Below are 20,440 nucleotides of genomic sequence, written 5' to 3' on the forward strand. Positions count from 1 at the left end.
CCGACCTTCGTCGGCCGGGCATCGCCGGATCCGTCGGTGCCCGGCTCCCACCATGCGCCCTCCGGGGGAGGCGTCGTCTCACCCCAACGGGTCGAATCCTCCCGCCGATCCTGGGTACGGACGGTCATCCGAACGACGTCAGCAGGAGGGTGAGTCGTGAAGGCAGTGACCTGGCAGGGCCGGCAGGACATGAGGGTCGAGGAGGTCCCGGACCCCTCGATCGAGCAGCCGACCGACGCGATCGTGCGGATCACCAGCACCGGTCTGTGCGGGTCCGACCTGCACCTCTACGACCCGCTGGCGCCGTTCATGACTCCGGGCGACGTCGTCGGCCACGAGCCGATGGGCATCGTGGAGGAGGTCGGATCGGGTGTTCGCGACCTGAAGGCGGGAGACCGGGTCGTCGTCCCGTTCAACGTGAGCTGTGGTGGCTGCTGGATGTGCGAGCGCGACCTCTACAGCCAGTGCGAGACCACCCAGAACCGCGACCAGGGCACCGGCGCGAGCCTCTTCGGCTACAGCAAGCTCTACGGCCAGGTGCCCGGCGGCCAGGCGGAGTACCTGCGGGTGCCGTTCGCCGACTTCCTGCCGGTCCGGGTGCCCGAGGGACCGCCGGACGAGCGGTTCCTCTACCTCTCCGACGTGCTGCCGACAGCGTGGCAGGGCGTGGAGTACGCCGCCGTGCCCGACGGGGGCACGCTGTTGGTCCTCGGGGCCGGGCCGATCGGCGACATGGCAGCCCGGATCGCGCTCGACCGAGGAATACGGGTGATCGCGGTCGACTACGTGCCCGAGCGACTGGCCCGGGTGGCGGCCCGGGGCGCCGAGACCATCGACCTGACCGAGTGCGACGACGTGCCGGCGGTGGTGCGCGAGCTGACCGACGGCCGCGGTGCCGACAGCGTGATCGACGCGGTGGGCATGGAGGCGCACGGGTCGCGGGTCGCTGAGACGGCACAGAAGGCGCTCGGCCTGCTGCCGAGCAGGGTCGCCGGCGCGGTGATGACGCGGGCCGGGATTGATCGGCTCGCCGCGTTGCAGACGGCGATCGAGGCGGTGCGCCGCGGCGGCACGATCTCGATCTCGGGGGTGTACGGCGGCGCGATGGATCCACTTCCGATGATGCAGCTCTTCGACAAGCAGGTGCAGCTGCGGATGGGGCAGGCGAACGTGCGCGCCTGGACCGACCGGATCCTCGGCACGCTCACCGAGGACGACGACCGGCTGGGGGTCGAGACGTTCGCCACCCACCGGCTGCCGCTGGACCGGGCCCCGGACGCGTACGCCAGGTTCCGGGCCAAGGAGGACGGCATGGTGAAGGTCGTCTTCCAGCTCTGACGACCTGTCCCTGCGACGAACGGACAACGGGGAAGGACGGTGGCATGGAGGACCGGCAGCGTCGGGAGGCGGACCTGGTGCTCCGGGTCCACGACGCGCTGTTGCCGAAGGGGATCCCCGTCGTACCGGGCGTGGAGGTCTCTGCTCGCTACCTGCTCGCGGAGACCCATGTCGGCGGCGACTGGTTCGACGTGATCCCGCTCGAGGACGGCCGGCTCGTGGTCTGCGTCGGCGACGTCGTCGGGGCCGGTGTCGAGGCCTCGGCCGCGACGGGCGGGCTGCGCACGGTGTTCGACGACCGGGTCCGTGACGAGGGTGACCTCGCCGCCGCGCTCCGGGCGTTGGACCGGCGAGCGCGGCGCGCCCCGGAGACGCGGGCGACGACGATCTGCGCCGCGGCGGTCGACCCCGCGTCCGGCGACCTCTGCTACTGCACCGCGGGGCACCCCCCGCCGATCGTGGTCGATCCCTTTGGGCGCGCGTCGTACCTGCCGACCTCCGGCGCCGTCCCGCTGGGGAGCGGTGATGGCACGTTCCCGACGCTCACCCATCATCTCCGGCGGGGCGAGCTCGTGCTGCTCTACAGCGACGGTCTCGTGAAGCGGCCGGGTCGTACGCCGGCGGAGGGAGCCGCCGAGCTGCTGGAGGCCGTGAGCGGGAGCGTCGTCGGCCGGCTGGACGGCACCGACGGGACGGACGACCAGCTCGCCGACCGGGTGTCCCGCGGGATCCTGGAGCTGGTGACGAGCGCCACGGGCTATGACGACGACATCACCCTGGTGGCGCTGCGGCGGGTCGAGCCGATCGCGCCGCTGCTGCTGGAGCTGCCGGCGATCCCCGATGCGGCGCGCGCCGCGCGGGCCGATCTCGGCGCCTGGATGGCGCCGTTGCACGTGAGTGTGCTGGACGACCTCGCGGTGCGGCATGCGGTCGGCGAGCTGGTGGCGAACGCGGCAGAGCACGCCTACGAGCAGCCGGGGGTGCAGGACCAGGTGCGCCTCACCGCCGTGCTGGAGCCCACCGGCGTACTGGCGGTGCAGGTCGTCGACGACGGTCGCTGGCGGGACCGGCCCGACATCCCGGGCAACCGGGGCCGGGGCCTGGCCCTGGTGCGCGGGTTCATGGACGACCTCACCCTGGAGCGGGGGGAGTTCGGCACCCGGGCCACGATCCGGCACCTGCTGACGCGCCCGGCCGTGATCCTGCGTGGTGTGCCGTCCGGACGCCTCGGGCCCGTGGTGGCTCGGGGCTTCCGGCTGGAGGTCGACGGGCACCGGCTCGCGGTGGTCGGCGATCTCGACCAGGAGGGCGCCGACGAGCTCCGCCGGGCCTTGATCCTGAGCTCGCGGGGAGGCACTCGGGCGCTGGAGGTCGACCTGTCGGGCGTTCGGGTGCTCACCAGCGCCGGCGTGCAGGTGCTGCTGGACGCGCGTGCCGAGGGGGAGGTGCGGCTGCTGGCGCCCGCCGGGTCGCCGGCCCAGCATGTGCTCGAGCTCGTGCAGGTGCCGTACGAGGCCTGAACGCCCGTCGCCCTCAGCCTTGGGGCGGCTTGTCCGGAGCGCCGGCTCCTTCGCCCTCGCGGGTGAAGAACGAGATCCTGCCGTCCGCCTCGAGCACGGCGTACTCGATCTCGGAGGTGCGCCTGATGCCCTGCTCGCGGGCGGCGACCAGCAGGTCGGCGAGCGACAGGCGCTGCTCGTCCATGCTCTCCTCGACCGGCGAACCGTCGGCGAAGACGAGGACCGGCCGCCCGGTGACGACCGGACGCGTTCTCGGGACCCGCCACTGCAACCACGACAGCCCGACGGTCAGCAGCGCGAACGTGCCCACGGCGAGGAACGCGGCCGTCACCGAGTAGTCCTGCTGGGTGACCGCCTGCTGCACCAGGTCGCCCATCGTCACGTAGAGCAGCAGCTCGAAGGTGCTGAGCTCGCCGAGCGTCGCGCGGCCCGCCGCGCGGGTGACCAGCCAGAGGAACAGGAACACCACCAGGGCGCGGATCACGATCTCCACAGGTCCTCCTACGGCAGCAGCCGGGTGCGGAAGTCGGTGGCGGCCACCCGGTCGCCGTCGACCATGACGGCGACGGTCCCGTCGCGGCCGGTCTGGGCGGAGGGCTGGACGTACGCGTCGTACGCCACCACGAACGTGTCGCCGGGCGGCGCCGTGAAGGTCAGGTAGAGCGTGTGTCCGTCGCGGGTCTCGTCGGACGGCTCGGGGTCGAACCCCTGCGACTCGAAGATGTCGAAGTAGTCGCCCGTGACGGCGAGGGTCAGCTCCTTGTCGAAGCCGCCCGGGTGGGTGACCGTCACCTGCCACGGGACGTCGAGGCCGGCGCGGGCGACCGACGCGTGCTCCACCGTGAGCGTCCACCCCGCCTCGTCGCTGCTCGCGGTCGTCGTGCGGACGCCGAGGAGGCCGAACAGTCCGGCGAGCACGAACAGCAGCAGCGCCAGCAGGAAGAGGCGCCGCAGCCAGGCCGCCGGGCGTCCCGGACGGCCGGTCTCGACGCCCGAGAGCGTGGAGGTCGTGGCGTCCACGGATCCGGTCTAACACCGTGGGTACGGCGTGCCGGCCCGACACGCCGCGTTGCTCCGGCCCGTCGCCGGGTACCCGACGACCATGGCGGCCGTGAACGAGCGCACGATGGACGCGAGCGCAGAGGCGATCTGGGACGTCCTGGCGGACGGATGGCTTTACCCCCTCTGGGTGGTGGGCGCGTCCCGGATGCGGGACGTCGACCGGCACTGGCCGGACGTCGGCTCCCGGCTCCATCATTCCGTGGGAGTCTGGCCCCTCCTCGTCGACGACGAGACCGAGGTGCTCGACGTGATCCCAGGGGAGGCGCTGACGTTGCACGCCAGGGCGCGCCCGACCGGCACGGCGGAGGTGGCGCTCCGCCTCGAGCCACGCGGCGCCGAGACCCGGGTGGTCATCGAGGAGGACGCCGTCGCGGGTCCCGGGCTGCTGGTGCCCAGGCCCCTGCGCGAGCTCGGCCTCACCTGGCGCAACGTGGAGAGCCTGCGCCGGTTGGCTTACCTCGCCGAGCGTCGTGCCCGCCGAAGCCACGAGGCATCGTGACCGAGTGGGACGCCGTCGTCGTCGGCTCCGGGCCCAACGGCCTGGTCGCGGCCAACCTGCTCGCGGACGCCGGCTGGTCGGTGCTGGTGTTGGAGGCCCAGCGCAGCCCCGGCGGCGCGGTGCGCAGCGACCGCGACGTGGACCCGGACTTCGTCCACGACACGATGAGCTCGTTCTATCCGTTGGCGGCCGCGTCGCCGGTGGTCGCGCGTCTCGGCCTGGAGGCGCACGGGCTGCGCTGGCGCCACGCGCCGGCGGTGCTCGGCCACTTCCACCCGGAGTCCGGGGGCTGGGCGGTCCTGCACCGCGATCGGCAGGTGACCGCCGATCTCCTGGATCAGCACGACCCCGGTGACGGTGCGGCCTGGCTGGCCCTCTGCGAGTCGTGGGACGCGATCGGGGAGTCGCTGATCGGCGCGCTGCTCTCGCCGTTCCCGCCCCTGCGCAGTGGGCTCGCCACCGCGCGCAGGCTGCCGCGGGCCGGCGGCCTGGACCTGGTCCGCTCGCTGCTGATGCCGGCGTCCACCCTCGCTCGGCAACGCTTCGCCGGCGAGCGCGGCCGGCTGCTCATGGCCGGCAACGCCGGCCATGCCGACATCCCGCTCGACGCGCCGGGATCGGGCCTGATGGCGGTGTTGCTGGCGATGCTGGGGCAGACGGTCGGCTGGCCGGCGCCCGAGGGTGGTGCCGGTCGGCTCGCCGAGGCGCTGGTACGCCGCTTCGAGGCCGCCGGGGGGACCCTGCGCTGCGCGGCCGAGGTGGTCCGGATCGAGGTCGAGGGCCGGCGCGCGACCGGGGTCCGGCTGGCGGACGGCGAGCGCATCTCCGCCGGGGTCGTCCTGGCCGACGTCGCCGCCCCACGTCTCTACGGAGGGCTGGTCCGCCCGGAGGACCTGCCGTCGCGCACGCTGCGCCGGATGCGCGGCTTCCAGCTGGACCCGGCGACCCTCAAGGTCGACTGGGCGCTCACGGGCCCCGTGCCCTGGGCGGTCCCGCCGCCGTACCGGCCCGGCACCGTGCACGTGGCCGACTCGGTCGCCGAGCTGACCGAGACCTACGCCCAGATCGAGGCCGGGGCGGTGCCGGCCCGGCCGTTCCTGCTCGTGGGGCAGATGACGACGACCGACGAGGGCCGCTCGCCCGTCGGCACGGAGTCGGCGTGGGCCTACACGCACATGCCGCAGCAGGTCCGGCGGGACGCCGGGGACGACGGCGTCACCGGACGCTGGGACCACGACGACTGCGAGCGGCTGGCCGACCGGATGCAGGCGCGGATGGAGCGGCTCGCCCCGGGCTTCGGCGACCTGGTGCGTGCCCGGCGCGTGCTCGGACCGCGAGAGCTGGAGGCGCGCAACGCCAACCTCGTCGGCGGGGCCATCAACGGCGGCACGGCCCAGCTCCACCAGCAGCTCGTCTTTCGCCCCATCCCCGGCACCGGCCGGGCCGAGACGCCCGTGCGCGGTCTCTACCTCGCCTCGGCCGCCGCCCACCCCGGCGGCGGGGTGCACGGCGCGGCCGGCAGCAACGCGGCCCGCGCGGCGCTGGCGGCCCGCCGGATCAGGCCGCCGATCTCCCGGATCCCCTGGACCTCATGAGCCGTCCCGGCCCTCGGGGTTGCCCCGGGTCAGCCGTAGCTGGCGACCACGCTCGACGTCGGTCCGCGCCTTCCGCGCGGCCTTGTCGCTCTTGCGGGTATCGCGGGCCGGCAGCTGGATGACCTCCTCGGCGGGCATGCCCGCCTGCAGCTCGCGTCCGCGCTCCAGCTCGGCGTCCAGCTCGGCGCCGAAGAGCAGCGCGAGGTTCGTGATCCAGAGCCAGAGCAGGAAGACCACGACCCCGGCGAGCGAGCCGTAGGTGCGGTTGTAGCTCGAGAAGTTCGCGACGTAGAAGCCGAACGCCGCCGACGCCACGACCCAGGTCAGGATCGCCACCACGGCGCCCACGCTGACCCAGCGGAAGCGGGGCTGCCGCACGTTGGGGGTGGCGTAGTAGAGCAGCGCCACGATGAGCACCACGACGGCCAGCAGTACCGGCCACTTGGCGATGTTCCAGACCAGCACCGCCGTGTCGCCGAGACCCACCGCGTCGCCGACGGCCCGGGCCGCGGGGCCGGTGAGGACGAGCCCGAGGGCGACCAGCGCGGTGAGGACGACGGTGATCAGCGTGACCAGCAGCATCGCCGGGCGCAGCTTCCAGATCGGCCGGCCCTCGGGGACCTCGTAGATCCGGTTCATGCCGCGCCCGAACGCGCCGACGTACCCGGACGCCGACCACAGCGCGAGCGCGAGGCCGAGGAGCAGGCCGAGGCCGGCGTTGCTGGTGCGGCTGAGCTCGGTGAGCGTGGGCTCGAGCGTGTCGGCGGCGCCGGTCGCGCCGACATCGCGCAGGATCTGCAGCAGCGTGTCGACGGTCTGCGCACCCTGCCCGACGAGGCCGACCAGCGACAGCATCGCGATCGCGGCGGGGAAGAGCGCGAGCACGGAGTAGTAGGTCAGCGCCGCGGCGAGATCCGTGCACTCGTCGTCGGAGAACTCCCGGATCGACTTGCGTACGACGTACCGCCACGACGGCTTGGTCAGGTCGGTGGGGGAGCTCGGTTTGCGTGGGTCGTCGGGGTGCGGCGTCTCGACCGGGTCGACCGGGTCGACCGGGTCGGGCAGGTCGGGGGTGTCCGCCTCGGCGTGCTTGCCCACCATCGCCTTCTCCTCTCGTACGGGTGTGTCGGAGACGGTGCCCGTCGGGCCAACCCTCATGCGGGCCGGCGGCCCGCATGCTCGGCGAGACGCCGGGTACCGCCGGGGGCGAGTCCCCAGGAGGTGGCGCGATGCCCGGCAAGTCCTCGAACGTGAAGAACGAGAAGCAGTACGAAGCCCTCAAGGACAAGGGGATGTCGAAGGAGAGGGCCGCGAAGATCGCGAACGCGAAGGACTCCTCGAAGCACGGCGGCCAGCAGTCCGGCAAGGGCGGCAGCAGCAAGCAGGGCGGCACGACCGCGCAGAAGAAGGAGGCCGGCCGCAAGGGCGGCAAGGCCAGCCACTGAGCGTGCCGGCGGAGACCGTGACCGGCGACCTGGCGGCGCAGCTGCTGCGGCGCGGCTATCTCGCGCTCCCACGCGAGCACCGCGACCGCGGCGGGGCAGACGTCTTCGAGACCTCGGTCCTCGGCCGCCGTGCGATCGTCATGCGGGGTCGGGACGGCGCGCGGATGTTCTACGACCCCGACGTCGTGGAACGCGAGGGTGCCGTCCCGGCGCCACTCGCGAACCTTCTCTTCGGCCGGGGCGCGGTGCACGGCACCGACGGTGCGACCCACGCGTCGCGCAAGCGGATGTTCCTCGACATCCTCGACGACGGGCGGGTCGCGGACCTCGCCGCGACCATCGGCCGCGACCTCGAACGGCGGGTGGGGGGCTGGACCGGCCGGACGGTCGTGGTCTTCGACGAGCAGCCCGGATCGGCGGGAGCACCGTCGAACCAGGCGATCTCGTCGTGCTCGACGTGCCCGGCACCAACCAACACCCGGCCCACTGGGATGAGGCGGAACGGTTCCTGCCGGAGCGCTTCGACGAGGTGATGCCGACCCCGTTCGCATTCGTCCCGCAGGGCGGTGGCGATCCGACCACCGGGCATCGGTGTCCCGGCGAGCCGCTCACCGTGCGGATCCTCTCCGAGACGGCACGGGTACTCGCGCAACTCGACTACGAGCCCGTCGCCGACACCTCCCACGACCCGACTCGGATCCCGACGCTTCCCGCGCGTGGGCTGCCGGTGCGGGTGGTGGGAGGCCGCTGAGGGACGGTCCGGACCGGCAGGTCAGTCGGTGCTCGGTGCCGAGGAGATCGCCTCCAGAAGGTCGCCCACCCTGTCCTCCGGCAGATTGCGGGCGATGTCGGCCTGGCTGACCATCCCGACGAGATCGTGCCCGTCGATCACCGGCAGCCGGCGTACGCCGGCCCTGCTCATCGTCGTCAACGCCTCCTCGACCGAGTCGTCGGCGCCGATCGTCACGACCTCCGCCCCGGCGTAGTCCTGGACCTTGGTCTGGGTGGTGTCCATGCCTTCGGCGACACAGTTCAGCACGATGTCGCGGTCGGTGATCATGCCCTTGAGCCGGTTGTCCTCGCCGCAGATGGGCAAGGCACCCACTCCGAGGTCGCGCATCTTCTGCGCCGCCTGGGTGACCGTGTCGTTCACGCCGGCGCACTCGGCTCCGGGTGTCATGATGTCGCGCGCGGTGGTCATCTGTTCCTCCCGTGGTTCGTCGGGTTCGGGCTCCGTTGAGGTATCCAGGGCGCGCGACTTCACGCCCGGTGCCCGAGACGATCGCGACGTCTACCCGAAGGGGTGGAGTGTGCGGCCGGGCCTCGCGGTTACCGGGCCGCATGACCCCACAGACACCCGCACCGCTGGCCCTCGTCACGGGGGCCTCAACCGGGATCGGGCGCGCCCTCGCGCAGGAGTTCGCCGAGCACGGCTTAGACCTCGTGATCGTCGCGGAGGAGCCCCGCATCCAGGAGGCAGCCATCGAGCTGGAGGCGACCGGGCGTCAGGTGGTGCCGGTGCAGGCGGACCTGGGCTCGGCCGAGGGTGTGCAGGCGGTCTGGGCCGCCGTGACCGGCACCGGTCGCACGCCGTACGCCGCCGCCCTCAACGCCGGCATCGGCGTGAACGGGCGGTTCGACCGGACCCCGTTGGAGGACGACCTGCAACTTGTCGACCTCAACGTCCGCTCGACCGTGCACCTCGCGAAGCTGCTGACCCGAGCGATGGTCGAGGCCCGGGAGGGGCACCTCCTGGTCACGTCGTCGATCGCGGCCGTCGCGCCCGGCCCGTACCACGCGACCTACGCCGCCTCGAAGGCGTTCGTGCACTCCTTCGCGGAGGGCATCCGCGTCGAACTGAAGGACACCGGCGTGGTCGTGACCTCGCTGATGCCGGGCCCGACCGAGACCGAGTTCTTCTCCCGCGCCGAGATGGAGGACACCCGGATCGGCCGGATGGAGGACAAGGACGACGCTCGCGACGTCGCGCGGGATGCCTACGAGGCGCTGATGGCGGGAAAGGCGAGCGTCGTCGCGGGGTCGTTCAAGAACCGGCTGCAGGCCGAGCTCGGCACCCATCTCCCCGACGCGCTCACCGCGCCGATCCTGGCGCGGATGACGAAGCCGCAGGACTGAGACCACGAGAGGCAGACATGGACCCCAAGAAGCTCGCCAAGGACACCTTCGACAGGATCGTCACCGGTCTCGCGGGCGGTTCGGAACCGTCCGTCCCGGGTGCGCCCGGGGGCGAGGCGCCGTCGGTGGCCGAGCCCACCGAGCCTCGTCGGCCGTTGCCGGCCAAACCGGACCAGGCGGCCCCCGAGGTGCGGACTGCGACCGGGGTGGAGACCGACGCAGTGCCCGACGCCCGCGCCCAGCAGGAGCCCTTCCTGACGACCTCGACCGGGATCCGGCTGCGCGACACGGATCACTCGCTCAAGGCGGGGGAGCGCGGGCCGACCCTGCTCCAGGACCACCACCTGCGCGAGAAGATCACTCACTTCGACCACGAGCGCATCCCCGAGCGCGTCGTGCACGCCCGGGGCGCCGGGGCGCACGGGGCCTTCATCGGCTACGGGACCGCCGACTCGGTGTGCCGGGCCGGCTTCCTGCGCGAGGGCGTCGAGACTCCGACGTTCGTGCGGTTCTCCACCGTGCTGGGCTCGCGGGGCTCGGCCGACACGGTGCGCGACACTCGCGGCTTCGCGACGAAGTTCTACACCGCCGAGGGCAACTTCGACCTGGTCGGCAACAACATGCCGGTGTTCTTCATCCAGGACGGCATCAAGTTCCCCGACATCATCCATGCCGGCAAGCCGCATCCCGACCGTGAGATCCCGCAGGCGCAGAGCGCCCACGACACCTTCTGGGACTTCGTGTCGCTGCACACCGAGGCCCAGCACCACACGATGTGGAACATGTCCGACCGGGGCATCCCGCGCTCCTACCGGATGATGGAGGGCTTCGGCGTCCACACCTTCCGGGTCGAGAACGACGCGCGGGAGACCGCGTTGGTCAAGCTCCACTGGAAGCCGCGCCTCGGCGTCCACTCCCTGACCTGGGAGGAGGCGCAGCTGATCGGCGGCATCGACCCCGACTTCCACCGGCGCGACCTCTACGACGCCATCGAGACGGGCGCCTACCCCGCGTGGGAGCTGGGGATGCAGGTCCTCCCCGACGAGCCCGACCAGATGTTCGCCGGCATCGACCTCCTCGACCCGACCAAGATCGTCCCCGAGGAGCTAGCGGCGGTGCAGCCTGTCGGCCTGATGGTGCTGACCGCCAACCCGACGAACTTCTTCGCCGAGACCGAGCAGGTCGCCTTCCACGTCGGTCACCTGGTGCCGGGCATCGACGTCACCGACGACCCACTCGCCCAGGCCCGCCTCTTCTCGTACGTCGACACGCAGCTGACCCGGCTGGGCGGGCCGAACTTCAACCAGATCCCGGTCAACCGCCCGCACGTCGAGACCAACGACATGCTGCGCGACGGCTTCCACCAGCACGCGGTGCACGCGGGCGTCGCGCCGTACCGCCCCAACTCGCTCGACGGCGGCTGTCCGTTCCAGGCCGGCGCCGATGTCGAGCGCGCCTTCGAGCACCTGGCCGCGCGGGTGCCCGAGGCCACCAAGGTGCGTGCCCAGCCCGCGTCGTACGACGACCACTTCAGTCAGGTGCGGCTCTTCTGGCTGAGCATGACGCCGGTCGAGCAGGAGCACATCGTCCGGGCCTACACGTTCGAGCTCGGCAAGTGCTTCGAGCAGGCGATCAAGGAGCGGCAGCTGCAGTGCCTGGCCAACATCGATGCGCGACTCTGCGCCGAGGTTGCCACCGGGCTCGGCCTCCCGGCGCCGGAGCCGACGGTCGGGCTCGCGGACGTCGAGCCCAGCCCGGCGCTGTCGCAGGTCGGCCGGGAGTGGCCGGCCGACGGCCGCCTCGTCGGCATCGTCGTCGACCCTGACGGCGACCTGTCCGGGGTGGCCGAGGCGCGCACCGCGATCTTCGAGGCGGGCATGGTCCCGTTGGTGATCGCTCCGCACGGCGGGGTGGTCGGAGAGGGCCTCACCGCGCAGCGCACCTTCGCCACCGCCCGTTCGGTCGAGTTCGACGCGCTCCTGGTGGCCGGGGCGCCGGTGCCGGCGCCCGACGCCCGCGCGCTGCGCGACGCCAAGGCCGGCGCCGACGACACCCCGAACCTCGATCCGCGGGTGGTGCTGCTGGTCGAGGAGTGCTTCCGGCACGCCAAGGTGATCGGGGCCTGGGGTGACGGCACCGCGGCGCTCGACCTGACCGGCTGCTCCGGAGCCCCCGGGATCGTGCGCGGCAAGACCGGCGCAGATGTGCTCGCCCGGGTGCAGGAGCAGCTGGCGGCGCATCGGGTGTGGGAGCGGTTCGCCGCGTCGTAGACCGCTCGGCCGAGCATCCCGGGCGAGCATCTGGGCCGCGATCATCCGGGCCGGGTGCCGGGCAGGCGTCCAGGCCGCGGACACGCTCACACAGCGGCCGTGGACTGGGTCGGCCCGGCAGTGGGCGTCATCCGCGCGGCGGTCGGCGCGTCGGGATCGGTCCAGACCCGGATCCGGCAGCCGAGCTGCTCCGCGTGGCGGCAGGCGTCGCGGATGGCGACGGCGACCGCGTCGGGCAGGTTCGGCATCCGGGTGAGATCGAGGATGAGGGCCTCGCCGGGCCGCGCGAACACCTCGATGGCGTCCGCGAGACCCCGCGCGTCCTGGGGCCAGCAGAGGCTCTCGAACGCGAGTCGCCTCTCACGTGCGCTGTACGAGACGGACGCCATGATGCGCTCCTGGTATGTGCGGCCACTCCGGGCAACCACGCCGAGCCCCACCGGCCCCGACGCGTCGCCGGTACCCGGCGGGCACCGTCCATGTCATGCTCAGGTGGAGCGGACGACCCGCAGCGTCCCGACTTCGGGATCGGCGGCCTCGGGGATGAGCATGCCCGCCGCGACCCCCGTCCGGAGGTACTCGACGACCTCGGCGGTGATGCGCTCGCCGGGCGCGATGGCCGGCACACCGGGCGGGTACGGCGTGACCATCTCGGCCGCGATCCGCCCCACCGCCTCGGTCGCCGGGACCTGCTCGACCGCGGCGAAGAAGGCGTCCCGCGGCCGCATGACGGACTCGAGCTCGAGCGCGCCGGCGTCCGGCAGCTCGACCTGCGGCGCGGGCTCCGCCCGCGCGGCGTCGGCGCGGAGCTTGTCCACGGTGGCCACGAGCAGGTCCACGGACTGCTGATCGTCGGCGTGGGTGAGCCGGGCGTTGACGCGGAACGTGTCGGCAGCGCCGAGGTCGACGTGGTGATGGGCGCGCGCCAGCTCGCTGGCCTGGAAGCCGGTGATCCCGAGCTCGCGGACGTCGACCGAGAGCACGAGCGGGTCGATCTCGTGGGCGAGGCCCTCCTCGACCACCTCCGCGCCCATGACGCTCACGCCGTCGAGCCCGCCGATGCGCTCGCGAGCCTCGCGGGCGAGTTCCAGGATCCGGCCCAGCAGCTCGGTGCCGCTCTCCGCCATCTGCCGGCGCCAGCCGTCCAGCGACCCGTAGACCAGGCTCGAGGCGCTGGTGGTGCCCAGCAGGTCCTCGCGCTGCTTCAGCACCGTCGGGTCGATCCGGTCGCCCTGCAGGTGGAAGACCGAGCTCTGCTCGATCGCACCACCCATCTTGTGCACGCTCGTCACCACGAGGTCGGCGCCGGCGTGCATCCCCCAGGCGGGCAGATCGTCGTGGAAGGGCAGGTGCGCACCCCACGCCTCGTCGACGATGAGCGGTACGTCGAACTCGTGGCACACCTCGGCCACGCCCCGGATATCGGCACAGCTGCCCCAGTCGGTGGGCGTGATCAGCAGCATGCCCTTCGCGTCGGGGTGCCGCTCGAGCGCCCGACGTACGTCGTCGGGCTCGGGTGGGTGCGCGAGATGGCGTCCTGCGTCGAACTTGGGGTGCACCCAGATCGGGACCGTCCCGTTGACGATCACCCCCGAGATCACCGACTTGTGGGCGTTGCGCGAGATCAGCAGCTTCTCGCCCGGCCCCGCGACCGCCAGCATCGCGGTCTTGACCGACAGCGAGCTGCCGCAGGTGGAGAAGAAGGCCTGCTCGGCGCCGACCGCGTCGGCCATCAGCTCCTGGGCGGCCTCGAGAACGCCGCCGGACAGCCGACGGTCGTCGAGGCCGTTCATCATGAGCACGTCGGAGGCGAAGAGTCCCTCGCCCAGCACGTTGAGCACGCGCTGGTCGACCCCACGGCCCTGCCGGTGACCCGGTGGGCCGAAGACGACGTCGCCCCGGTTGCGGAAGTCGGCGAGGGCGTCGAGGACGGGCGTTCGAGAGTGGTCCATGCCCACTCGGTTCCCGGGCGTCAGTGCCGGAAACGGGCGGGTCGGGCAGGTAGGTTGCCTGGGTGCTCGCGATCGTCGCTCCCAGCCCGGAGGCTCTCCCTGCCCGCGGACGGCTCACGATCGACCCCGCCCGGTCGATCTGAGCGCGGTGAGCATGCGCAAGCTCCTCCTGGGCCCGATCGTCCTCGCGGTCCTGCTCGCCCTCGTGCCGGTCTACGGGCCTGCCCAGGCCGCGCGCGAACGCGCCCCGAAGCCCGTGGTCTTCCCGCGTGCCTACACGAAGGCACACCCGATGCGGGTGATGTTCGTGGGCGACTCGATGACCCACGGGCACCCGGGCTCGGCGACCTACCGCTACTGGATGTGGCGTGAGTTCCAGGCGCAGCGGGTGCCGGCCCGCTTCGTCGGGCCGCGCACCGACCTGCGCTCGACGTACCCGAGGAAGGACCTCGCCCCGGGGGAGTACAACTACGAGCACACCGACCACGGGTTCGGCCGCCAGCTGGCGCATGCGGCGCAGGGTGGGTCGCGGTTCGCCTACCACCTGCCGCGGATCGCCGGCGAGGTCCGCACCTACCGACCCGACGTGGTCGTGCTCGAGCTCGGCTTCAACGACGCCACCACGCGCTCGGCGTGGAGCATCGCCCGCGACACCGCGACCCTGCTGCGGCGGATCTGGTCCGTGGAGCCGCAGACCCGGGTCGTGGTCGGCGAGATCCCCAGCTCCGGTCGGGAGGAGGGGGTCAACATCAAGGCGAGCCGGAAGAACTCGCGCACTGCGTACGCCAACGAGCTGATCGCCCGCAGGATCGGCTCGGACCCGCGGGTCGCGATCGCCCACCTCCGCACCAATCCGGCACATCCGTGGGATCCCCGGCTCTACACCTTCGACAACGTGCACCCGAACCCGACGGGGGAGACGCTCTTCGCCGAGAACTTCTCGCTGGCGTTCGCCGAGCTCGGGGTGTTCCGCCGACCCGTGCGCGTCTTCCACCAGGAGGACTGGACGCCGCGGATCACGCTGCCCGTGTCCGGGGGCACCGGACTCGCGGTCGCCAACCTGCTCACCGTGCGCCAGATGACCTACGCCACGCGGGCGCGGATCCGGGTCTGGACCGCGCCGAAGGGCGGCACGCTGGTGGTCGAGAGCAAGTGGAGCAAGGACGACTACGCCGCGGTCCGCCTGGACCCCGGCGCGTACTGGGTCGAGCCGATCGCCGCTCGTCGCGAGCTGGTCAGCGCTCCCGGGGCCCGGGTTCCGGTCACCGTCTCCTGACCATCGGTCCCGGCCTCGTCCGGGCGCCCAGCCGGTGCGGATACCGCCGGCGGCCGTCGCGCGCCGAGAGCGCCTGCCGGCATCGAGAGCCGACCCTTGACAGGCATTAGCCATCCGGCTAATTTAGCCACATGGCTAACGGTGATGCGCACCACATCGAGGTGCTGAACCCGGCGACCCTGAGCGTCGTCGAGCAGGTCCCGACGCAGTCGGCGGCGGATCTCGACGCCGCCCTCCGCACGGCGTCGACGGCGCGCGAGGAGTGGCTGCGGGTTCCGCAGCGCAGCGTCTACCTGGAGGCGGTGAGCGAGCTCATCGCCGCCGAGACCGAGTCGATCGCTCAGGTGCTCACCGCCGAGCAGGGCAAGCCATTGACGCAGGCACGCCTCGAGGTGGGCGTCGCCGCCCGGGCGTTCGCCTACTACGCCGGCCAGCGGCTCGCGCCGGAGGTGCTGCACGACGACGAGCGGCGTCGGGTGGAGCGGCACTTCCACCCGCTCGGGGTGGCGGGCCTGATCACCGCCTGGAACTTCCCGGTCGCGCTGCTGGCCTGGAAAGCGGCCCCCGCCCTGCTCGCCGGCAACGCCGTGATCATCAAGCCGGCGCCGACGACGCCGCTGTCGGCGCTACGGCTGCAGGGGCTGCTCGACAAGGTCTTCCCCCAGGGCCTCGTGCAGACCCTGGTCGGGGGCAACGACCTGGGGGAGGCCATCGTCACCCACCCGGGGATCGGCAAGATCTCCTTCACCGGATCGACCCAGACCGGCCGCGCGATCATGGCCGGCTCGGCGCCGTACCTGAAGCGACTCACCCTCGAGCTCGGCGGCAACGACCCGGCCGTGCTGCTGCCCGACGCCGACCTCGCCGCGGCGGTGTCCGGGATCGCCGCGGTCGCCTTCCGCAACGCGGGCCAGGTGTGCATCGCCCCCAAGCGGGTCTACGTGCCGCGCGACCTCCACGACGAGGTCGTCGACCGGTTCGTCGATCACCTCCGTGGCCAGCGGGTCGGCGACGGCGCCGACGAGCAGACCACGATCGGGCCGGTGCAGAACGCCGCACAGGCCACCCGCCTGACCCGGCTCCGCGAGTCCGTCGCGGCCGACGGAGGCCTCCTCCACGCCGGCGCCTCCGGGCCGGGCGACCTGCCCGGGTACTTCGTGCAGCCCGCCGTCGTGACCGGCCTCGACGAGAGCGCCGAGCTGGTCCGCGAGGAGCAGTTCGGGCCGCTGCTCCCCGTGCTGGCGTACGACGACGTCGACGCCGTCGTCCGGTCGGCGAACCGGACCGAGTTCGGCCTGGGCGCCTCGGTGTGGTCGCGCGACCTCGATGCCGCCGTCGCGGTCGCCGACCGGCTCGACGCCGGCACCCGCTGGGTCAACCAGCACGGCCCCGCCGAGCTCGACATCCCGTTCGGCGGCGTGAAGCAGAGCGGGCTCGGGTCCGAGCTCGGGCGCGAGGGCCTGCTCGCCTTCACCGAGTCCCGCATCACCAACATCAAGAAGCAGTCAGACAGGACGACACCATGACCATCCTCGAGGACCAGCCGATCAACCCGCCCACCACGCTCGATCTCGACGAGATCAACCTCGCCGATCCGGACTTCTGGCTGCGGCCGGACTACCACGACGCCCTGGCCAAGCTGCGGGCCGCGCGACCCGTCAGCTGGCACGAGCACCACGACAGCGGCAAGGGCTTCTGGGCCTTCCTCGACTACGAGGACATCATCGCGGTGACCCGGGACTGGGAGGCCTTCAGCAGCAAGCACGGCATCCGCGTGCACCACGACGCCGGCACCGGACAGGTGCGCCCCGGCACCAACATCATGATCGAGATGGACCCGCCCGAGCAGACGGCGAACCGCAAGCACGTCAGCACCGGCTTCACTCCGCGCCAGGTCCGGAAGATGGAGACCTACGTCCGCGAGCAGGCGATCCGGATCGTCTCCGAGTTCGAGCGCGGCGACGAGATCGAGTTCGTCGGCGACATCGCGGCACGACTGCCGATGGAGATCATCTGCGACATCATGGGCGTCGACCCGGCCGACCGTCCGCACCTGCTCGACCTCTCCAACCGGACCCTGGGCGACCAGGACCCCGACTACGGCGTCGACCCGCTCGAGGGCACCAAGGCCACGCTGGAGCTGCGCGAGTACGGCGTCCAGCTCGCGGCCGAGCGGCTGGAGAACCCGGGCGACGACCTCTTCTCCGAGATCGCGCGGATCGAGGTCGACGGCAAGCCGCTGCCGAAGGAGCAGCTGGGCGGCTACTTCGCGCTGCTGATCGCGGCCGGCAACGAGACCACCCGCACCGCGATCACCCACGGCATGATCGCCTTCTCCCGGTTCCCCGACCAGAAGGCGCTCTTCCAGTCCGACCCCGTCGGGCTCGAGCAGTCCGCCGCCGAGGAGATCATCCGGTGGGCCAGCCCGCTGCGGCACATGGGCAGGGTGCTCACGCACGACATCGAGTACCGCGGCGTCCGGATGCGCACCGGCGAGAAGGCGGCCGTGTGGTACTCCGCGTCCAACCGCGACCCCGCGGTGTTCGACGACCCGTTCCGGTTCGACATCACCCGCGACCCGAACCTGCACCAGAGCTTCGGCGGCGGCGGCCCGCACTTCTGCCTGGGCGCGAACCTCGCCCGTCGTGAGGTGTGGGTGCTCTTCCAGGAGCTCTTCGCCCGGTTCCCCGACGCCGTGGCGGTCGCCGATCCGGTGCCGCTGCGCTCGGTGCAGGTCAACGGGGTCAAGTCGCTGAAGGTGAGGCTCTGATGACGCAGCAGGACACCGTACGCCGCGAGGTCAGCGTCGACCTCGACGTCTGCGAGGCGTCGGGCGTGTGCGCCCGCATGGTCCGCGAGGTCTTCCGGCTCGACGACGACGACGTCCTCACGATCGCGCACCAGCCCGACACCGACGAGCTCGACCGGCGGGTCGCCGTGGCGGTCCGCCGCTGCCCGAAGCAGGCGCTGAGCCTGCACTGACCGGCAGCTCGCGCCGCCACCACCGCCACCACCCAGGAGGGAGGCCGTCATGGCCACTGTCAGCTATGTCAGTCACGCCGGCGAGGAGACCACGGTCGAGGTCGCGCCCGGCACCAGCATCATGCGCGGGGCGCTCAACAACAGCGTCTCCGGCATCTACGCCGAATGCGGCGGCGAGACCATGTGCGCCACCTGCCACGTCTACGTCGACCCGGCCTCGGCCGACGCCTTCCCGCCGGTCGGCGAGGACGAGGACGAGATGCTCGAGGCCACCGCCTGCGACCGCGAGTCCACCAGTCGGCTGTCCTGCGGGCTGGTGATCACCGAGGCGCACGACCGGATCGTGGTGCGGATGCCGGAGTGCCAGCGATGAGCGAGACCGCCGAGCACGTGGTCGTCGTCGGCGGCGGCCACGCCGGCGTCCAGACCGCGCTCAGCCTGCGCGAGCGCGGGTGGGCCGGCCGGGTCACCGTCCTGAGCGCCGACCACGAGCCGCCCTACGAGCGCCCACCGCTCTCCAAGGGCTGGCTGAAGGGTGCCGTCGAGGACGACGGGCTGGCCTTCCGGCCGGCCGCGACGTACGCCGAGCAGGGCATCGAGGTGCGCACCGGGGTCCGGGTCGAGCGGATCGAACGCACGGCCCGGGAGGTCCGGTGGGCCGCCGGCTCGCTGCGCTACGACCACCTCGTCCTCGCCCTGGGTGCTCGTCCCCGCCGACTCCCGGTCACCGGAGCCGACCTCATCGGCGTGCATGCCCTGCACACCCACTCCGACGCCCTCGCCTTGCGGGCGGCGCTCGACCGGGCCCGGTCCGTCGTCGTCATCGGCGCGGGCTTCATCGGGCTCGAGGTCGCGGCGGAGGCCCGGCGCCGGGGATGCGACGTCGTCGTGGTGGAGGCGGGGGAGCGCGTGATGCAGCGTGCGCTGACGCCGCTGATGTCCTCCTTCTTCGCCGACCGGCACCGAGCCGCGGGCGCGGACCTCGCCCACGGCGTCGTCGCCGCCGAGCTGCTGGGCCGCGACGGGCGGGTCACCGGCGTCCGCCTGTCCGACGGCCGTCGGGTGCCGGCCGACCTGGTGGTGACCGGGATCGGCGTCGAACCGAACTGCGACCTCGCCCGGGAGGCCGGCCTGCACTGCGACGACGGCGTGGTCGTCGACGAGCATCTCCGCACCGGTGACCCGCGGATCTCCGCGATCGGCGACTGTGCGTCGTTCCCGGTCGACCAGCGGAGGATCCGGCTGGAGTCGGTGCAGAACGCCGTCGACCAGGCGCGACTGGTCGCCGCTCGCCTCACCGGCGAGCCGCGTGCCTATCGCGAGGTGCCCTGGTTCTGGACCGACCAGCACGGCGGCAAGCTGCAGATGGCCGGGCTGACGGCCGACAGCGACACCCACGTGGTGGTCGGCAGCGTCGACGACGCCCGCTTCACCGTGCTCTGCTGGCGCGCCGGCGTCTTCGTGGGCGGCGAGTCGGTGAACCGGCCCGGCGACCACATCACGGTCCGGCGGCTGCTCGCGGACGGCGTCCCGCTTGACCCGGCCGCCGCGGCGGCACCGGGCTTCGAGCTGAAGACCCACCTGAGACACGCGCTCGGCGCGGCGGCCTAGGAGCCGCTTGTGCCCCTCACCATGCTCACCGCCGTCCTGGTCGTGACCACGGTCGCCGCGGTCGTCCAGGGCAGCCTGGGGTTGGGGCTTGCCCTGGTCGCGAGCCCGGGGCTGTCGATGGTCGACCCGGCCTTCGTCCCGCTCCCCATCCTGGTGGCGGCACTCGTCGCGAGCCTCTGGACAATGGTCCGCGACCAGCGGCACGGACTGGCGCCGTCGTTCGGGTGGACGCTGATCGGGATCCCGCTCGGGATCCCGGTCGGGATCCTGCTGCTGCAGTCGCTCTCCTCGACGTCGCTGATGCTGATGCTCGGCCTCTCGGTGCTGGCGCTCGCGCCGCTGGCCGCGATGCGGCTTCCGGCGCTGCGCGTGGGCCCGGCCTCGCTCGGCGTCGGCGGCTTCCTCTCGGCCCTGGCCGGAACCACGGTCGGCCTGACCGGCCCGACCGTGGCCGTGGTCTACCACGAGCTCGAGCCGGCCGTGCTGCGGTTCACGATGGCCGTCTACCTGACGATCGTGCAGACGATCGCGATCGCCGCCCTGCTCGTCTCCGGCATGGTCACCGCCACGGACCTGCGGCTGGTCGCGCTGGCCATTCCCGGGACCGCCCTCGGCCTGGTGCTGTCGGGACGGGTCGCGGCGCGGCTGAAGCCCGCCGTGGCACGCCGAGCGGTCATCGTCGTCTGCGCCGTCGCCGGACTGAGCGTTACAGTCCGCGCCTTGATCGATCTCTTCCACGACTGACCCGAGGACT

At 72.5% G+C, this 20,440-nt stretch carries 22 protein-coding genes; 16 read left to right on the forward strand and 6 right to left on the reverse strand.

Annotation, left to right across the window (positions count from 1 at the left end):
- Positions 1–156 precede the first annotated feature (156 nt).
- Together FHU40_RS29660 and FHU40_RS19690 are read left to right on the forward strand one after the other, a co-directional pair.
- On the forward strand, positions 157–1,338 hold the full coding sequence (locus FHU40_RS29660) for an alcohol dehydrogenase catalytic domain-containing protein (protein WP_183594064.1): 1,182 nt from the start codon (positions 157–159) through the stop codon (positions 1,336–1,338).
- 44 nt (positions 1,339–1,382) lie between these two features.
- Positions 1,383–2,858 (forward strand): SpoIIE family protein phosphatase, encoded by a 1,476-nt coding sequence (locus FHU40_RS19690; protein WP_183594065.1) that lies wholly within the window; start codon positions 1,383–1,385, stop codon positions 2,856–2,858.
- Positions 2,859–2,871: 13 nt separating this feature from the next.
- Here FHU40_RS19690 and FHU40_RS19695 read toward each other — a convergent pair whose 3' ends face one another.
- Together FHU40_RS19695 and FHU40_RS27805 are read right to left on the reverse strand one after the other, a co-directional pair.
- Positions 2,872–3,351, reverse strand: a complete 480-nt coding sequence (locus tag FHU40_RS19695; RefSeq protein WP_183594066.1) for a DUF421 domain-containing protein — start codon at positions 3,349–3,351, stop codon at positions 2,872–2,874.
- 8 nt (positions 3,352–3,359) lie between these two features.
- Entirely contained in the window at positions 3,360–3,878 is a 519-nt protein-coding gene (locus FHU40_RS27805) for a hypothetical protein (protein ID WP_221200076.1), read from the reverse strand.
- Between the two features lie 82 nt (positions 3,879–3,960).
- Here FHU40_RS27805 and FHU40_RS19705 point away from each other — a divergent pair, with 82 nt between their 5' ends.
- Both FHU40_RS19705 and FHU40_RS19710 read left to right on the forward strand, forming a co-directional pair.
- On the forward strand, positions 3,961–4,419 hold the full coding sequence (locus FHU40_RS19705) for an SRPBCC family protein (RefSeq protein ID WP_183594067.1): 459 nt from the start codon (positions 3,961–3,963) through the stop codon (positions 4,417–4,419).
- On the forward strand, positions 4,416–6,014 hold the full coding sequence (locus FHU40_RS19710) for an NAD(P)-binding protein (RefSeq protein ID WP_183594068.1): 1,599 nt from the start codon (positions 4,416–4,418) through the stop codon (positions 6,012–6,014). Before FHU40_RS19705 ends, FHU40_RS19710 begins: the two co-directional genes overlap by 4 nt.
- Here the strand turns inward: FHU40_RS19710 and FHU40_RS19715 are convergent.
- Positions 6,009–7,115, reverse strand: coding sequence for a YihY/virulence factor BrkB family protein (locus FHU40_RS19715; protein ID WP_221200077.1), 1,107 nt, complete (start codon positions 7,113–7,115; stop codon positions 6,009–6,011). The two genes, FHU40_RS19710 and FHU40_RS19715, sit on opposite strands and share 6 nt — an antisense overlap.
- Before the next feature lie 128 nt (positions 7,116–7,243).
- On the opposite strand from FHU40_RS19715, the gene FHU40_RS19720 reads away from it, so the two are divergent.
- From FHU40_RS19720 to FHU40_RS29880, 3 genes are read left to right on the forward strand one after another with little or no spacing between them, the layout of a single operon-like run.
- Positions 7,244–7,459, forward strand: coding sequence for a DUF7218 family protein (locus FHU40_RS19720; RefSeq protein WP_183594069.1), 216 nt, complete (start codon positions 7,244–7,246; stop codon positions 7,457–7,459).
- A 2-nt stretch (positions 7,460–7,461) separates the two neighbouring features.
- Positions 7,462–7,992 (forward strand): cytochrome P450 family protein, encoded by a 531-nt coding sequence (locus FHU40_RS28490; RefSeq protein WP_246391226.1) that lies wholly within the window; start codon positions 7,462–7,464, stop codon positions 7,990–7,992.
- On the forward strand, positions 7,917–8,210 hold the full coding sequence (locus FHU40_RS29880) for a cytochrome P450 family protein (RefSeq protein WP_425490207.1): 294 nt from the start codon (positions 7,917–7,919) through the stop codon (positions 8,208–8,210). The genes FHU40_RS28490 and FHU40_RS29880 overlap by 76 nt, the downstream gene beginning before the upstream one ends.
- A gap of 21 nt (positions 8,211–8,231) precedes the next feature.
- Here FHU40_RS29880 and FHU40_RS19730 read toward each other — a convergent pair whose 3' ends face one another.
- Positions 8,232–8,660, reverse strand: a complete 429-nt coding sequence (locus tag FHU40_RS19730; protein WP_183594070.1) for a CBS domain-containing protein — start codon at positions 8,658–8,660, stop codon at positions 8,232–8,234.
- Between the two features lie 140 nt (positions 8,661–8,800).
- On the opposite strand from FHU40_RS19730, the gene FHU40_RS19735 reads away from it, so the two are divergent.
- Entirely contained in the window at positions 8,801–9,595 is a 795-nt protein-coding gene (locus FHU40_RS19735; protein ID WP_183594071.1) for an SDR family NAD(P)-dependent oxidoreductase, read from the forward strand.
- Between the two features lie 17 nt (positions 9,596–9,612).
- On the forward strand, positions 9,613–11,865 hold the full coding sequence (locus FHU40_RS19740; RefSeq protein ID WP_183594072.1) for a catalase: 2,253 nt from the start codon (positions 9,613–9,615) through the stop codon (positions 11,863–11,865).
- Positions 11,866–11,951: 86 nt separating this feature from the next.
- On the opposite strand, the gene FHU40_RS19745 is transcribed toward FHU40_RS19740, so the two are convergent.
- A complete protein-coding gene (locus tag FHU40_RS19745) occupies positions 11,952–12,254 on the reverse strand; it encodes a hypothetical protein (RefSeq protein WP_183594073.1) in 303 nt (100 codons plus the stop codon).
- Between the two features lie 99 nt (positions 12,255–12,353).
- A complete protein-coding gene (locus FHU40_RS19750) occupies positions 12,354–13,817 on the reverse strand; it encodes an aminotransferase class I/II-fold pyridoxal phosphate-dependent enzyme (RefSeq protein ID WP_183594074.1) in 1,464 nt (487 codons plus the stop codon).
- A gap of 154 nt (positions 13,818–13,971) precedes the next feature.
- On the opposite strand from FHU40_RS19750, the gene FHU40_RS19755 reads away from it, so the two are divergent.
- The 7 genes from FHU40_RS19755 to FHU40_RS19785 all read left to right on the forward strand — a co-directional run bounded on the left by FHU40_RS19755 (position 13,972) and on the right by FHU40_RS19785 (position 20,430).
- Positions 13,972–15,093 (forward strand): SGNH/GDSL hydrolase family protein, encoded by a 1,122-nt coding sequence (locus tag FHU40_RS19755; protein ID WP_183594075.1) that lies wholly within the window; start codon positions 13,972–13,974, stop codon positions 15,091–15,093.
- A gap of 131 nt (positions 15,094–15,224) precedes the next feature.
- Positions 15,225–16,619, forward strand: coding sequence for an aldehyde dehydrogenase family protein (locus FHU40_RS19760; protein ID WP_183594076.1), 1,395 nt, complete (start codon positions 15,225–15,227; stop codon positions 16,617–16,619).
- A complete protein-coding gene (locus tag FHU40_RS19765) occupies positions 16,616–17,863 on the forward strand; it encodes a cytochrome P450 (protein ID WP_183594077.1) in 1,248 nt (415 codons plus the stop codon). The genes FHU40_RS19760 and FHU40_RS19765 overlap by 4 nt, the downstream gene beginning before the upstream one ends.
- Positions 17,863–18,075, forward strand: a complete 213-nt coding sequence (locus FHU40_RS19770) for a ferredoxin (RefSeq protein ID WP_183594078.1) — start codon at positions 17,863–17,865, stop codon at positions 18,073–18,075. Before FHU40_RS19765 ends, FHU40_RS19770 begins: the two co-directional genes overlap by 1 nt.
- A gap of 49 nt (positions 18,076–18,124) precedes the next feature.
- A complete protein-coding gene (locus tag FHU40_RS19775) occupies positions 18,125–18,448 on the forward strand; it encodes a 2Fe-2S iron-sulfur cluster-binding protein (RefSeq protein ID WP_183594079.1) in 324 nt (107 codons plus the stop codon).
- Positions 18,445–19,686 (forward strand): NAD(P)/FAD-dependent oxidoreductase, encoded by a 1,242-nt coding sequence (locus FHU40_RS19780; protein WP_183594080.1) that lies wholly within the window; start codon positions 18,445–18,447, stop codon positions 19,684–19,686. Before FHU40_RS19775 ends, FHU40_RS19780 begins: the two co-directional genes overlap by 4 nt.
- A 9-nt stretch (positions 19,687–19,695) precedes the next feature.
- Positions 19,696–20,430 carry a TSUP family transporter gene (locus tag FHU40_RS19785; RefSeq protein WP_183594081.1) on the forward strand — a complete coding sequence of 245 codons (735 nt, stop codon included), beginning with the start codon at positions 19,696–19,698 and terminating at the stop codon, positions 20,428–20,430.
- Positions 20,431–20,440: the final 10 nt, after the last annotated feature.

It is taken from the genome of Nocardioides soli, from assembly GCF_014191495.1.
Classification (GTDB): domain Bacteria; phylum Actinomycetota; class Actinomycetes; order Propionibacteriales; family Nocardioidaceae; genus Nocardioides; species Nocardioides soli.